We start from the raw sequence: 13599 nt of genomic DNA on the forward strand, positions 1-13599 counted from the left end.
AACTCCTTTCGTTGAGCGTGCCGGGAGCGTGAGGGCTCCCGGGAATTCGGTTCTCAGGCGTCCAGCAGGGCCGACGCCGCGTCCTCCAGTTGTCGGGATCCCTCACCGGTGCGCGCGCGGAAGCCGGTGTCCACGCGGGTGTCCCCGAGGTCCCAGGTCAGCACCACGAGTCCGTCGCGTTCCACGAACTTGCCGACCATCCCGGACGCGGTGGACACCGCGCGCAGATCCGCCCGTGGAATGAACACGTCCGGGGCGCCCTGGCGGTTGAGGAACACGCCGTCCGGGGCCACGATCGCCTCCGCGTTCGTGCGCACCCCCAGGTCATGCCCCGCGATACGTTCGAGCGGTTGGGCGGTGTAGGTGGTGACCACGTACATCCCGTCCACGCGCGCGGTGGCCCGCTGCAGCAGGTCCCGGGGCGCCTGGGCCGGCGCGGCCAAGCCCGCCTGGCGTCGCACCCGACCCCGCCAACCCCACCGGATCAGGGCGAAGAGCACCACGACGATCAGGATGGTCAACAGGGTGGGTACGAGCTTGTCCGACATGGGCGGCCTTTCGTGGGGGTGGTCAGCGGGTCAGCGGCGTGGCGGGTTCGCCGTCGCGCACCACGGGGTGACCGCGGTAGAACGTGGCGCGCACACCGCCGGGCAGGGTCATCCCCCGGTACGGACTATTGCGGCCCTTGGACGCGTGGATCGTGGGATCCACGGGGGTCTGCCCGCTGGGGTCCCACAGCACGATGTTCGCGGTGGCCCCGGGGGCCAGTTCCTGGCCCTGGTCGGTCAGGCCCAGGATCCGGGCGGGGGTGCGGGACATGATCTGCGCCACGCGCTCCCACCCGATCAACCCGGTGTCCACGAGGGTCGACTGGACCACCGCGAGGGCGGTCTCCAGACCCGTCATGCCGTGGGCCGCGCAGCTCCACTCGCATTCCTTGTCCTCCGCGGTGTGCGGGGCGTGGTCCGTGCCGATCACGTCGATCGTGCCCTCGGCCACGGCACGGCGCAGGTCCTGGACGTCGTCGTCCGTGCGCAGCGGCGGGTTGACCTTGTAGACGGGGTCGAAGGTGCGCACGAGTTCGTCGGTGAGCAACAGGTGGTGCGGGGTGACCTCCGCGGTCACGGCCACGCCGCGCTCCTTGGCCCAGCGCACGATGTCCACGGACCCCTTGGTGGAGAGGTGGCAGATGTGCAGGCGGGAGTCCACGTGCTGGGTCAGCAGCACGTCCCGGGCGATGATCGCCTCCTCGGCCACCGCGGGCCAGCCCGTGAGACCGAGGTCCGCGGAGACCGCGCCCTCGTTCATCTGGGCGCCCTCGGTCAGGCGCGGTTCCTGGGCGTGCTGGGCGATGATCCCCCCGAAGGACTTGACGTACTCGAGGGCCCGGCGCATCAACACGGGGTCGTGGACGCACTTGCCGTCGTCGGAGAACATCCGTACACCCGCGCGAGACTCCGCCATCGCGCGGATCTCGGACAGCTGCGTGCCCTTGAGCCCCACCGTGACCGCGCCCACCGGGTGGACGTCCGCCCAGCCTGCGTCGCGGCCCAGCTGCCACACCTGCTCGACCACGCCGGCGGTGTCCGCCACGGGGTGGGAGTTGGCCATCGCGAACACCGCGGTGAACCCGCCGCGGGCCGCCGCACGCGTTCCGGTCTCCACGGTCTCGGCGTCCTCATGACCCGGTTCGCGCAGGTGGGTGTGCATGTCCACGAGACCCGGAAGGGCCACGGCGCCGGCAGCGTCGATCACGTCCGTGCCCTCGGGCACGTCCAGGGTGCCCACGGGCCCCACGGCGGCGATCACCCCGTCCGTGAGCAACAGGTCCGCGGGCTCACCGCCCTCGGGGCGGGCGTTGCTGATCAGGTAGGAGCTCATGCGGGCCACCTCAGTTCTCACTCGGGTACGGGGAGCTCTCGTCGCCGGAGAGCAATAGGAACAACACGGCCATCCGCACGGCCACACCGTTGGCCACCTGCTCCAACACGGTGGAGCGCGGGGAGTCGGCGGCCTCTGAGGAGATCTCCAGGCCGCGGTTCATGGGCCCGGGATGCATGAACACCGTGGGCGCACCCATGTGCTCGAGGCGCTGCACGCGCTGGGACGTGAGCCCCCAGCCGCGCGTGTACTCGGCCTCGCTCGGGAAGAACGCGGCGTTCATGCGCTCACGCTGCAACCGCAGCATCATCACGGCGTCCGGGGCCTCGGCCAGCACGGCGTCCAGGTCGTAGCCGACCTCGCACGGCCAGTCGTCCATGGCCACGGGGACCAGGGTGGGCGGGGCCACGAGCGTGACGCGTGCGCCCAGGGTCGTGAGCAACCACACGTTGGAGCGGGCCACGCGGGAGTGCAGCACGTCCCCCACGATCACCACGTGCATCCCCTCGAGGTCCATCCCGGTGCTCGCCATGCCCGTGGCCCGCGAGCGCACGCGGCGCAGGGTCATGGCGTCGAGCAGGGCCTGGGTGGGGTGCGCGTGCTTGCCGTCCCCGGCGTTGATCACCGCGGCGTCGATCCACCCGGAGTCCGCGAGCTGCTGCGGGGCGCCGGAGGACGCATGGCGGATCACCACGGCGTCCGCGCTCATGGCCATGAGCGTCTGTGCGGTGTCCTTGAGCGACTCGCCCTTGGACACCGAGGAGCCCTTGGCGGAGAAGTTGATCACGTCCGCGCTGAGCCGTTTGGCCGCGGTCTCGAACGAGATCCGCGTGCGCGTGGAGTCCTCGAAGAACAGGTTGACCACGGTGCGCCCACGCAGGGCGGGCAGTTTCTTGACCGAGCGCGAGGACACGGCGGCCATCTGGTCCGCGGTGTCCAGGATCCGCACTGCCTCGGGGTAGCTCAGCTCGTTGGTCGTCAGCAGGTGCTTCATACGCGCGGTCCCTTCCCGGCGGTACCGGGGGCGCGGGCGACGTCATCGTCGGAGACCACCGGTGAGTCGATGATCACGCAGTCCTCGTGACCCCTCGCGCGCGGCTGGGGATCGGACTCGCGCAGCAGCACGCGGACCTTCTCGTGGGAGGACGTGGGCAGGTTCTTGCCCACGTGATCCGCGCGGATGGGCAGCTCGCGGTGGCCACGGTCCACGAGCACGGCCAGGCGCACCGCGTTGGGGCGTCCCACGTCCACGAGGGCGTCCAGGGCCGCGCGGATCGTGCGCCCCGAGAACAGGACGTCGTCCACGAGCACCAGGGTGCGCCCGTCGATCCCGGAGCCCGGGATCACCGTGGGTTGCGGGGTGCGCGCGGGATGACGCCGCAGGTCGTCGCGGTACATCGTGATGTCGAGCTGACCCGTGCTCTGTTGCGCGTGGAAGTCGGGGTCGATCTGCTCGAGCTTGGCGGCCAACCGCTGGGCCAAGGGGTAGCCGCGACGGGCGATCCCCAGCAGCACGAGACCCCGGGAGCCCTTGTTGGACTCGAGGATCTCGTGGGCGATCCGGGACAGGGCCCGGTCGATGTCGGGTGTCGAGAGAATTACGCGGGACGTCATGCTCCGCGGTGACTGCTCGGCGTGTTCGGGCACGCTCACGTGCCGCCTCCTTCCCCGCCTCACCGGACGGACTTAAAGGGTGCGATCCGTAGTCGAAGCTACCACACGAAAAACCCCGGCCCGTGGCGAGCACGGACCGGGGTGGGTTCAGTCGTCGAGCAGGGAGGGCTTGACCTTCTGCAGCCGCCCCAGCAGCCCGTTGACGAAGCGGGGCGAATCGTCCGTGGACAGCTGCCGGGCCACGGCCACCGCCTCCGCGACGGCCACGCCGTCCGGGATCTCCGAGTTGTACAGCAGCTCCCATGCCCCCACGCGCAGCACGTTGCGGTCCACCGCCGGCATCCGGTCCAGCTCCCAGCCCTGGGAGTAGGTCTCCAGGAACTCGTCGATGTCCTCGCGCCGGTCGTGGACGCCCTCGAGGATGTCCACCGTGTACGGGTTGATGGGCGAGGAGGAGTTCTCCCGCCGCCGCACCAAGGCGTCCCGGACGGATTCGTTACGTTGTTCGGCCTCGAACAGGATCTCGACGGCGCGGATCCGGGCCTTGCTCCGGGCGCCGCTCACTCGTTGACGCGTCCCAGGTAGTCACCGGTGCGAGTGTCGACCTTGACCTTGGTGCCCTGCTCGAGGAACAGCGGGACCTGGATCTGGTAGCCGGTCTCGACCGTGGCGGGCTTGGTGCCGCCCGTGGAGCGGTCACCCTGCAGACCCGGCTCGGTGTAGGTGATCTCGAGCACGACCGACGGCGGCATCTCGATGTACAGGGGCGCGCCCTCGTGCATGGCCACGGTCACGTTCTGGTTCTCGAGCATGAAGTTCGCGGCGTCCCCCACGACGGCGGCCGGCACCGTGATCTGGTCGTACGTGGAGTTGTCCATGAAGACGTAGTCCTCGCCGTCCTGGTACAGGTACTGGTACTCGCTGCGATCCACCGTGGCGGTCTCGATCTTGGCACCGGCATTGAACGTCTTGTCCACCACCTTGCCGCTGGTCACGTTGCGCAGCTTGGTGCGCACGAACGCGCCACCCTTCCCGGGCTTGACGTGCTGGAACTCGATGGTCTGCCAGAGGTTGCCGTCGAGCTTGAGGATGGTGCCGTTCTTGATGTCGTTGCTGGTTGCCACGGTGTCACTTTCTCGTCGGGAACGTCGCCGCACGGCGGCGGGGCGCGTGGAGCCGGACCAGTCTACCGCGTGCGCCCGCTCGCCGTGCCAGCCGAGCAGTGCTCAGGGGCGCGGACGACGGCGCTCGCCGTGCCGTCCGCGCGGGCTCACTCCGCGATCTCCTGGTAGCACGCGAAGAGGATCGCGGGGTCCGGGACCTCCATGATCCGCGGGGCGGCGATCCGGTCCAGCACCACGAAGCGCAACAGGTTGCCGCGGGTCTTCTTGTCCCGCTTCATGACCTCGAGCAACCGGGGCCACTGGTCCGCGCGATACGTCACGGGCAGCCCCAGGGACGTGAGGATCTCGCGGTGCTCGTGCACCACGTCGTCGGACAACGACCCGGCCGCGCGCCCGAGTTCCGCCGCGAAGACCATGCCCACCGACACCGCCGCGCCGTGGCGCCACTGGTAACGCTCGTTGTGCTCGATCGCGTGCCCCAGCGTGTGGCCGTAGTTAAGGTATTCGCGCCGCCCGGATTCCTTCAGGTCCGAGGAGACGACCTCGGCCTTGACCCGGATCCCGCGCTCGATCAGCTCGCGCACCACGGGTGACGCCGCGTCCCGCACCTCCTGCGGGTTCTCCCGGATCAGCTCGAGGATGCGCGGGTCCGCGATGAACCCGCACTTGACCACCTCGGCCATGCCCGTGAGCAGCTCGTTCTGCGGCAGGGTCTGCAACGAGTCCAGATCGCACACGACCGCCGCCGGTGGGTGGAATGCTCCCACGAGGTTCTTGCCCTCGGCGGTGTTGATCCCGGTCTTCCCGCCCACGGCGGCGTCCACCATGCCCAGCAGCGTGGTGGGCAGGTGGATCACGCGCACCCCGCGCAACCACGTGGCGGCCACGAAACCGGCGAGGTCCGTCACGGCGCCGCCGCCCACGGAGACCACGGCGTCCGTGCGCGTGAAGTCCGACTGGCCCATGATCTGCCAGCAGAACGCCGCGACCTCCACGCGCTTGCCCTCCTCAGCGTCCGGGATCTCGGCCACGAAGCTCTGGATCCCGACGGCGGAGAGGTTCTGCTGCACCACGTCACCCGTGGCGCGCAGCGCGCGGGGGTGGATGATGAGCACCTTCTTGACGCGCTCGCCCAGCAGTTCGGGCACGCGGTCCAACAGGCCGTTGCCCACGAGGACGTCGTAGCGGTTGTCGGGACCGCCGTGGACGGGGATGCTGACGGGATCACTCATGCGGTGTGTTCCTTTCCGCGCGGCTGCGCGATCGGTTCGCCCAGCGCGAGGTAGAGCTCACGGGCGATCTGCGCCACGGTGCGCGGCGCGGCGCCGTCGAGCCGGATGGTCGCGAGGCGTTCGAAGGTCTCGCGGCGCTCGGCCATGATCTGGCTCCAGCGGGCCTCGGGATCCGGTTGGAGCATGGGGCGGGTCGTGTTGCCCTTGATCCGCGGACGGACGGTGTCCAGGTCCACCTCCAGGTATGCGACCGTGTGCCCGGCCAGCAGCGGCTGCACGAGCGGGGACATGGGTGCGCCCCCGCCCAGGGAGATCACGCACCCGGCAGTGTCGGGGTCATCGAGCAACTCGGCGACGACCTGCGCCTCGATCCGGCGGAACTCGGCCTCCCCGCGGGCGCGGAACAACCGAGGGATGGGTCCGTAGCGGGACTCGATCACGCGATCGGTGTCCACGTGGGGCAACCCGTAGTGCTCCGCGAGGTGCTGTGCCACGTGGGACTTGCCCGCCGCCATGGGCCCGATCAGCACCACGGGCAGGGCGGGGCGCGTCACGCCAGGTCCCCGCGCACCTCGTCCAGGGCGGCCAGCGCGGCGGGGTCCGCGAGCTCGGGGGACGTGCGCAGGTTGGCGGGGATCCTCGCGAGGTAGGCGTCCTTGTTGCGTACCGTCTCGGTGATCGAGTCGCCGCCGAACTTCTCGAGGGCGGCCTGGGCGAGCACGAGCGCGACCATGGCCTCGGCCACCACGCCGGCCGCGGGTACCGCACACACGTCCGAGCGTTGGTGGTGGGCGCGGGCGGGTTCACCCGTGGCTACGTCCACGGTGTGCAGCGAGCGCGGGACCGTGGCAATGGGCTTCATCGCGGCACGCACGCGCAACAGGTCACCGATCGACATGCCGCCCTCGATGCCGCCGGCGCGATTGGAGACCCGGTGCACGGTCCCGTCGGCAGCCAGCGTCTCGTCGTGGGCCGCGGAGCCCGGGCGCGCGGCGGTACGGAACCCGTCCCCGACCTCCACGCCCTTGATGGCCTGGATGCCCATCAGGGCCCCAGCCAGGCGCGCGTCCAGGCGTCGGTCCCAGTGCACGTACGAGCCGAGTCCCGGGGGCAGGCCCTCGGCGAGCACCTCGACGACGCCGCCCAGGGTTTCCCCCGCCTTGTGCGCCTCGTCCACCGCGGCCACCATGGCCTCGGAGGTCCCGGCGTCGAAGCAGCGCAGCGGGTCGGCATCCAGCGCGGCGACGTCGTCCGGGCCGGGCAGCGCGGCGCCCTCGGGCACCGACACTTCCGCGATCGCGGTCGTGTGGGACACGAGCCGCACCCCGAGGGCCGCGAGGACCTGGGAGGCCACGACACCGAGCGCCACGCGCGTGGCCGTCTCTCGGGCCGACGCCCGTTCGAGCACGGGGCGGGCCTCGGCGAAGTCGTACTTCTGCATGCCGGTGAGGTCCGCGTGACCGGGGCGCGGGCGGGTCAGGGGCGCGTTGCGGGCCCGGCCCTCGAGCACCGCGGGATCCACCGGGTCGGAGCTCATGACGTCCTGCCACTTGGGCCACTCCGTGTTGGCGATCTCGATCGCGACCGGCCCGCCCTGCGTGAGCCCGTGGCGGACCCCGCCCAGGATGCGCACGCGGTCCTGTTCGAATTTCATGCGGGCGCCGCGGCCGTACCCGAGCCGGCGCCGGGCCAGCGCGTCCTGGATCATCCCGGTGGTCAGTTCCACACCGGCGGGGACACCTTCGATGATCCCCACGAGCGCCTCACCGTGTGATTCCCCGGCCGTGAGCCAACGCAACATCTAAACACTCCAGTTCTCGCCCGGGGTCCACGCCCCGCGGTCAATTCGTCTCGCTCGGTCGTGCGCCCCGGCCCGGGCGGCACGCGCGCCGGGTCACGGCGCGAGTCGTGTGGCCTGCGCGATGCGCACGCGCTGCGGGATGCCACGTTCGGGCCGTCCCACCGCGCGACACATGGCCGCGGTCACCCGGTCCTCGTGCGGTGTCGCCGCGAGGGGATCGCCCTGCGTGAACCAGCGGACCTGATCCACGGCCTGGAAGATCAGCATATCGACACCGGGGGCGATCGCGCCCCCCGCGTCCTGCCATGCAGACGCCAGCCGTGAGGGCCACGGGTCGTACGCGGCGTCGAGCAGCACGCCGGACACCGACGGCGCCTGAGCGCGCCACTGCAACGCGAGCTCGTCCGCACCGCGCGGGGGCAGGGTCGCCACGACCACGTCCGCGGTGTGCAGTGCCTTGGCGGCGTGCTCCCACGCCACGGTGCGCACCTCGGTGCCCACCGCCCGCGCCACGGCCTCGAGGGTCCGAGCGCGCGAGGGTGTCCGCACGACGACGTCCACCGTCTCGGCCCCGAGCCCGTGCAGGGCCGCGACGGCCGCGCTGGCGGTGGCCCCTCCGCCGAGCACGACGGCGCGCGGGGTCCCCGGGATCGCGCCGGCCGCGCTCACGGCGGACATGATGCCCATGACATCTGTGTTGTCCGCGACCACGCGTCCGTCGTCCTCGAACGTGAGTGTGTTGGCCACGCCGAGCGCCCGCACGAGCGGGGTGACCCGGTCGGCGTCTCGGGCGGCGAGGGGTTTCAGGGGCATGGTGACCGAGAACCCGCCCCAGTCCCCCGCAGCCCGGGCGCCCGCCCAGAAGGTGTCCCATTCGCCCACGGGCACGTCCCGGCGCGTGTAGTGCGCCGTGAGCCCCAGGGCCTCGTAGGCGGCCGCGTGCAGCACCGGGGACAGAGAGTGGCCCACGGGGTGCCCCAGCACCGCGGCCCGCACGGAGGATCGCGTCATCGCGCGCCCCTCAGGAGCACTTACCGGGGTTGTCCGAGCACCACTGCTGGTACTCCTGCACGTAGCGCTGGTGCTCCTCGTACGTCTTGGAGAACTTGGTCTCACCGGTGTCGAGGTTCACCGTTACCCAGTAGTAGTAGTCGTTCTTCTCGGGGTTCGCCGCTGCGGCGATCGCGTCGTCGCTCGGGGACCCGATGGGACCCACGGGCAGGCCCGGGTTCGCGTACGTGTTGTACGGATTGGACTTGTCCCGCTTCTCCTCGTCAGTAAGGTGCACGGTGGTCTTGCCGAGCCCGTAGGTCACGGAGGCATCCGACTGGATGAAGCCGCTGGTCTCGCCGTTCGGGTTGTTGATCCGGTTCTCGATCGCCCCGGCCACGGAACGGTAGACCTGCGGCGTGCCCTCGAACTCCACGATGGAGCCGATCGTGAGCACCTCGAACCAGCGGTCCTCGGGGACGTTGTTCTTGGACAGCGTGTCCTTGGTCCGGTCCACCATTTCCTGCAGGATCTGCTCCGCGGTGGCGTCGAGCGGGAAGTGGTACTCCCCCGGGTGCAGCCAGCCCTCCAGGTCGGGGAAGCGGTCCGGGATGCCGAACTTGGCCTTGTCCGTGGCGAACTTCTCGAACTCGGACTTGTCGATCCCGGTGGCCTGGCTCAGGGCCGCGAACGTGTCCCCCTTGCGCTGGGTCTTGGGGATGGCCGCATAGTGGGTGGCCTCCCCCCGTTCCATGAGGGCGTCGATGGCGGCGTCGGAGCTCATGCGGGTCTTGAGCTGGTACTCCCCGGGCTGGATGAACTGCTCTGGGTAGCGCTGCTGGAACGTGGAGACGAAGTGGGAGGCGTTGGCCACGATGTCCTGCGCCTGCAGGTCCTGGGCGATCTGTCCCGTGGAACTGCCGTCCGCCACGGAGAACGTGACGTCCTGGTCCCCGGAACCGTGGTAGTCCTTGCGTTCGAACAGACCGAACGCGGACCCCAGGACGGCCACGACCACGACCAGAGCCGCGATGAACAGCGCGATCGCCGTGGCCAGGGACGCGCGCGAACGGACCTTGCGGCGCTGCCGCTGTTCCGGGGTCACGTCGTGGTGCTCGAAGGCCCCCGCCAGGCGGGATTCCCCCGCGTCGTTCGAAGAGGTCAACACGTCACCGTCGGACCGGTGGCCCTGTCCGTCACCGGTGCCGGTCTCCCGCGGCTCTCTGCTCACGAATTCTCTCCGTCCGCCGTTCATGGTGCACATGTGGGGTGCTGCGGGCCAGGATCACCGCCCGCACGGTCAACTCTAATCAGCAGCCCGGTCCGGGACGGGTTCGCCCGGTTCCGTACCGGTCCGCCGCCCCTGGTCCACCGCCGTCTGCAGGAACGTCACCGCGGCGGCCTGATCGACCCTGTCCATGTGATGACGTCGTGACACACCCGAGTCCGACAGCGACCGGTGCGCGCTCACCGTGGACAACCGCTCGTCCACCAGGCGCACCGCTGTGGCGCACCCCCGTGAGCCTAACCGACGAACCAGTGAGGCCGCGTAATCACGAGCCATCCGCGTCGAGGCATTCTCACCGCCGTCGAGGCTGCGCGGCAGCCCCACGTAGACGGTCACCACGTCCCGTTCCTCGCACAACCGGGTGATGATCTTCACATCGAAGGCCTTACGGGGGTTGCTGTCCCGCCCGAGGGTGTCGTGCGGGGTCGCGAGCACGGCGTCGGGGTCGGTCAGGGCGATACCGACCCTGACCGTCCCCACGTCCACGCCCATGCGCACACCGCGTGCGAAGGGTTGCGGCATCAGCCCGCCGTGGCCAGGATCTGCTCGCGGATCCCGGCCAGCGCATCGGGGATGCGGGCCGGGTCGGAACCGCCGCCCTGGGCCACGTCCGGCTTTCCGCCCCCGCCACCACCGAGCGCGGTCGCTGCGGTGCGCACGAGCTGGCCCGCGGCCAGGCCGGCGTCGCGAGCGGCGTCGTTGACGGCGACGACGACGAGCGGGCGCCCGTTCGCGACACCGGTCACCGCGGCCACGGCGGCGTCGGATCCCAGACGGGCGCGCAGGTCGAGCGCGAGGGTGCGCAGGGCGTCCGCCGAGGCGATCTCACCGGCGTCGTGCAGGACGGCGCGCACGGAGCCCACGGTCTGCGCGTCCTGCGCGAGCTGGCCGGCCTGCGCCTGCAGCTGCTGCTGGCGCAGCCCCGCGAGCTGGCGCTCGGTCTCCTTGAGCTTCTCGAGCGTCGCGGCGAGGCGCTCGGGCAGTTCGGCGCTGGACTGGACCTTGAGCATGCCCGTGAGCTGGTTGACCAGGGTGCGCTCGGCGGCCAGGTGGTTGAACGAATTCAACCCCACGAGCGACTCCACACGGCGGTTGCCCGAGCCCACGGACTGCTCCGAGACCAGGGACAGCGAGCCGAGCTGGGACGTGGAGCCCACGTGCGTGCCACCGCACAGTTCACGTGACCACGGGCCGTTCATCTCGACCACGCGCACCTCGTCCCCGTACTTCTCACCGAACAGGGACATCGCCCCGAGCTTTTTGGCCTCGGCGAGCGGCATCTCGCGGGTCACGACCTCGAAGTCGTCCCGGATCGCGGTGTTGGCGATCTGTTCGATCTCCTGCACCTGGGACGGCGTGAGGGCCTCCCCGTGGGAGAAGTCGAAGCGCAGGTAACCCTCCTTGTTGAACGACCCGCGCTGGACGGCGTCGGGACCCAACACGTCGTGCAGCGCCGCGTGGATCACGTGCGTGCCCGAGTGGGCGGCCTCGCCGTCGTGACGGCGCCGCGAGTCCACGCGCGCGGTGACCTCGTCACCCGTGACGACCTGGCCCGCGGCCACGGTGACCCGGTGCACGGACAGTCCCTTGACGGGTTGCTGGACGTCCTCCACGATCAGGCGCAGCCCGTCCGCGGAGTCGATCACGCCGGTGTCGGCGGCCTGGCCACCAGACTCGGCGTAGAACGGCGTGGCCTCGAGTACGACCTCCACGCGCGCGCCCTCGCTCGCCGCGGGCACCGGGACACCGTCGGCGAGGATCGCGCGCACGGTCGTGGGGGTCACGAGCTCGGTGTAGCCCGTGAACCGGCTGCCGTGGTCGTCCAACAGGCGGCGCAGTTCGGACAGGTCCGCCATGGCGCCCTTCTTGGCGCGCGCGTCCTGCTGGGCCCGCTCACGCTGCTCGGCCATGAGCTCACGGAAGGCCCGCTCGTCCACGGCCACGCCCGCCTCGCCGGCCATCTCCAGGGTCAGGTCGATGGGGAAACCGAACGTGTCGTGCAGCGCGAACGCGTCCGCGCCGCTTAGTGCGCGCTTCTCGCCCTTGGCGAGCTCCACGGCGTGCTCGAGGCGGGTGGTGCCCGACTCGATGGTCTTGAGGAACGCGCGTTCCTCGGCGTACGCGATCTTGGAGATCCGTTCGAAGTCATCCGCGACCACGGGGTAGACGCCCTTCATCGCGTCGCGAGAGCGCGGCAGCAGCACGGGCAGACAAGGGTCCGTCACCCCGAGCAGGCGCATCGCGCGCACCGCGCGGCGCAACAAGCGGCGCAGGATGTACCCGCGGCCCTCGTTGCCCGGCGTGACACCGTCCGCGATCAGCATGAGCGAGGAGCGCACGTGGTCGGCGACGACGCGCATGCGGACGTCGTCCTCGTAGCCCTGCTCCCCCGGCTTCTCCGCGCCGCGGTAGGCGCGACCGGACAGTTCGGCGGCGGCGTCGAGCACGGGGCGGACCTGGTCCGTCTCGTAGAAGTTCTCCACGCCCTGCAGCAGCATGGCCATTCGCTCCACGCCGAGACCGGTGTCGATGTTCTTCTGGGGCAGGTCCCCCAGGATCTCGTAGTCCTTGCCGTTGCCCTCGCCACGCTGGTACTGCATGAACACGAGGTTCCAGATCTCGATGAACCGCTCGTCGTCCACGGCCGGACCGCCGTCCTGGCCGTAGCGCGGACCGCGGTCGTAGAAGATCTCGGAGTCGGGACCCGCGGGGCCCGGCTGGCCGGTGTCCCAGTAGTTCTCGTCCCGGCCCATGCGCTGGATCCGCTCGGCGGGCAACCCCACGGTGTCGTGCCACAGGTCGTAGGACTCCTGGTCCCCCTCGTACACGGTGACCCACAACCGCTCCGGGTCCAGCCCGAAGCCGCCGTCCTCGAGCGAGGAGGTCAGCAGCTCCCACGCCATGGGGATCGCGCCGGACTTGAAGTAGTCACCGAAGGAGAAGTTCCCGGCCATCTGGAAGAACGTGCCGTGCCGGGCGGTCTTGCCGACCTCGTCGATGTCGAGGGTGCGGATACACTTCTGCACCGAGGTGGCCCGCGAGTACGGGGGCGTCTCCTGGCCCAGGAAGTACGGGATGAACGGGACCATACCGGCAATGGTGAACATGGCTCCGGGCTGCTGCGACACCAGCGAGGCCGAGGGCACCACCTGGTGGCCCTTGCCCTCGAAGTAGCTCAGCCAGCGCTGTGTGATCTCATGGGAGAGCATTACCGGTCATTCCCTTCCGATGGGACGTGTGTGATGATCCGACCCCGGGGGTCGCCCGGTGCGGGGCCCGGTTCGTGGGCGGTGTCCGCCCGCCACGGGGCATCCGGCGGTGGTGCGGCGTGGTGCGGGGCGTCCGGGTGGTTCGCGGTGTGGTCCACGGGCGTGCGCACGCCGAACTTCTCGTGCAGCTCGGCCTCGCGTTCGTTCATCCCCGCGCGCACCCGGGCGGCGAAGTCCTGGAACCGCCGCGCGGCGGTGCGGAAGAGCTCCACGGCGCTCCCGCTCGCGCGGCGTTCGACGGCGCCCTCGGAGCCGTGGCGGGCCACCGCACCCTGGGTGCCGCTCTGCACCTGCCGCCCGATCGCCTCGCGTGCGGCGGGGTCGGAGGCCACGCGTGTGGCCGCTCCGCCCACCACGGCGCCCGCGGCGAGCAGTGCGAGTTTGGACCACAAACCCATGC

At 70.6% G+C, this 13599-nt stretch carries 14 protein-coding genes; all 14 read right to left on the reverse strand.

The window, feature by feature from the left end; genetic code table 11:
• Positions 1-53 precede the first annotated feature (53 nt).
• The 14 genes from A5728_RS04345 to A5728_RS04410 all read right to left on the reverse strand — a co-directional run bounded on the left by A5728_RS04345 (position 54) and on the right by A5728_RS04410 (position 13597).
• Entirely contained in the window at positions 54-548 is a 495-nt protein-coding gene (locus tag A5728_RS04345) for a hypothetical protein (RefSeq protein ID WP_064845878.1), read from the reverse strand.
• A gap of 22 nt (positions 549-570) precedes the next feature.
• Positions 571-1881 (reverse strand): dihydroorotase, encoded by a 1311-nt coding sequence (locus A5728_RS04350; protein WP_064845911.1) that lies wholly within the window; start codon positions 1879-1881, stop codon positions 571-573.
• A gap of 10 nt (positions 1882-1891) precedes the next feature.
• The gene (locus A5728_RS04355) at positions 1892-2875 is read right to left on the reverse strand and encodes an aspartate carbamoyltransferase catalytic subunit (RefSeq protein ID WP_064845879.1); all 984 of its coding nucleotides are present in this window, start codon (positions 2873-2875) and stop codon (positions 1892-1894) included.
• Positions 2872-3534 carry a bifunctional pyr operon transcriptional regulator/uracil phosphoribosyltransferase PyrR gene (gene pyrR, locus A5728_RS04360; protein WP_064845880.1) on the reverse strand — a complete coding sequence of 221 codons (663 nt, stop codon included), beginning with the start codon at positions 3532-3534 and terminating at the stop codon, positions 2872-2874. Before pyrR ends, A5728_RS04355 begins: the two co-directional genes overlap by 4 nt.
• A gap of 108 nt (positions 3535-3642) precedes the next feature.
• The gene (gene nusB, locus A5728_RS04365; protein ID WP_064845881.1) at positions 3643-4059 is read right to left on the reverse strand and encodes a transcription antitermination factor NusB; all 417 of its coding nucleotides are present in this window, start codon (positions 4057-4059) and stop codon (positions 3643-3645) included.
• Positions 4056-4619 carry an elongation factor P gene (efp, locus tag A5728_RS04370; protein WP_064845882.1) on the reverse strand — a complete coding sequence of 188 codons (564 nt, stop codon included), beginning with the start codon at positions 4617-4619 and terminating at the stop codon, positions 4056-4058. The genes nusB and efp overlap by 4 nt, the downstream gene beginning before the upstream one ends.
• A gap of 146 nt (positions 4620-4765) precedes the next feature.
• Positions 4766-5851, reverse strand: coding sequence for a 3-dehydroquinate synthase (gene aroB / locus A5728_RS04375; RefSeq protein WP_064845883.1), 1086 nt, complete (start codon positions 5849-5851; stop codon positions 4766-4768).
• Positions 5848-6405: a shikimate kinase gene (locus A5728_RS04380; RefSeq protein WP_064845884.1), complete on the reverse strand. Its 558-nt coding sequence runs from the start codon at positions 6403-6405 to the stop codon at positions 5848-5850. Before A5728_RS04380 ends, aroB begins: the two co-directional genes overlap by 4 nt.
• The gene (gene aroC / locus A5728_RS04385) at positions 6402-7652 is read right to left on the reverse strand and encodes a chorismate synthase (protein ID WP_064845885.1); all 1251 of its coding nucleotides are present in this window, start codon (positions 7650-7652) and stop codon (positions 6402-6404) included. The genes A5728_RS04380 and aroC overlap by 4 nt, the downstream gene beginning before the upstream one ends.
• Positions 7653-7745: 93 nt before the next feature.
• Positions 7746-8663, reverse strand: a complete 918-nt coding sequence (locus A5728_RS04390; protein ID WP_064845886.1) for a shikimate dehydrogenase — start codon at positions 8661-8663, stop codon at positions 7746-7748.
• Between the two features lie 10 nt (positions 8664-8673).
• On the reverse strand, positions 8674-9873 hold the full coding sequence (gene mltG, locus A5728_RS04395; protein ID WP_064845887.1) for an endolytic transglycosylase MltG: 1200 nt from the start codon (positions 9871-9873) through the stop codon (positions 8674-8676).
• Positions 9874-9948: 75 nt separating this feature from the next.
• Complete coding sequence (gene ruvX, locus A5728_RS04400) at positions 9949-10452, reverse strand: Holliday junction resolvase RuvX (RefSeq protein ID WP_064845888.1); 504 nt, start codon at positions 10450-10452, stop codon at positions 9949-9951.
• Positions 10452-13139, reverse strand: coding sequence for an alanine--tRNA ligase (gene alaS, locus A5728_RS04405; RefSeq protein ID WP_064845889.1), 2688 nt, complete (start codon positions 13137-13139; stop codon positions 10452-10454). Before alaS ends, ruvX begins: the two co-directional genes overlap by 1 nt.
• Positions 13139-13597: a hypothetical protein gene (locus A5728_RS04410; RefSeq protein WP_064845890.1), complete on the reverse strand. Its 459-nt coding sequence runs from the start codon at positions 13595-13597 to the stop codon at positions 13139-13141. The genes alaS and A5728_RS04410 overlap by 1 nt, the downstream gene beginning before the upstream one ends.
• Between the last annotated feature and the right edge of the window lie 2 nt (positions 13598-13599).

This window comes from Kocuria sp. ICS0012 (genome assembly GCF_001665945.1).
Lineage (GTDB): Bacteria > Actinomycetota > Actinomycetes > Actinomycetales > Micrococcaceae > Kocuria > Kocuria marina.

What these genes read in the sequence shown, in the direction of transcription:
- A5728_RS04345 (WP_064845878.1), bottom strand. Translation starts at nt 548, where the DNA reads ATGTCGGACAAGCTCGTACCCACCCTGTTGACCATCCTGATCGTCGTG.
- A5728_RS04350 (WP_064845911.1), bottom strand. Translation starts at nt 1,881, where the DNA reads ATGAGCTCCTACCTGATCAGCAACGCCCGCCCCGAGGGCGGTGAGCCC.
- A5728_RS04355 (WP_064845879.1), bottom strand. Translation starts at nt 2,875, where the DNA reads ATGAAGCACCTGCTGACGACCAACGAGCTGAGCTACCCCGAGGCAGTG.
- aroB (WP_064845883.1), bottom strand. Translation starts at nt 5,851, where the DNA reads ATGAGTGATCCCGTCAGCATCCCCGTCCACGGCGGTCCCGACAACCGC.
- aroC (WP_064845885.1), bottom strand. Translation starts at nt 7,652, where the DNA reads ATGTTGCGTTGGCTCACGGCCGGGGAATCACACGGTGAGGCGCTCGTG.
- A5728_RS04390 (WP_064845886.1), bottom strand. Translation starts at nt 8,663, where the DNA reads ATGACGCGATCCTCCGTGCGGGCCGCGGTGCTGGGGCACCCCGTGGGC.
- ruvX (WP_064845888.1), bottom strand. Translation starts at nt 10,452, where the DNA reads ATGCCGCAACCCTTCGCACGCGGTGTGCGCATGGGCGTGGACGTGGGG.
- alaS (WP_064845889.1), bottom strand. Translation starts at nt 13,139, where the DNA reads ATGCTCTCCCATGAGATCACACAGCGCTGGCTGAGCTACTTCGAGGGC.
- A5728_RS04410 (WP_064845890.1), bottom strand. Translation starts at nt 13,597, where the DNA reads ATGGGTTTGTGGTCCAAACTCGCACTGCTCGCCGCGGGCGCCGTGGTG.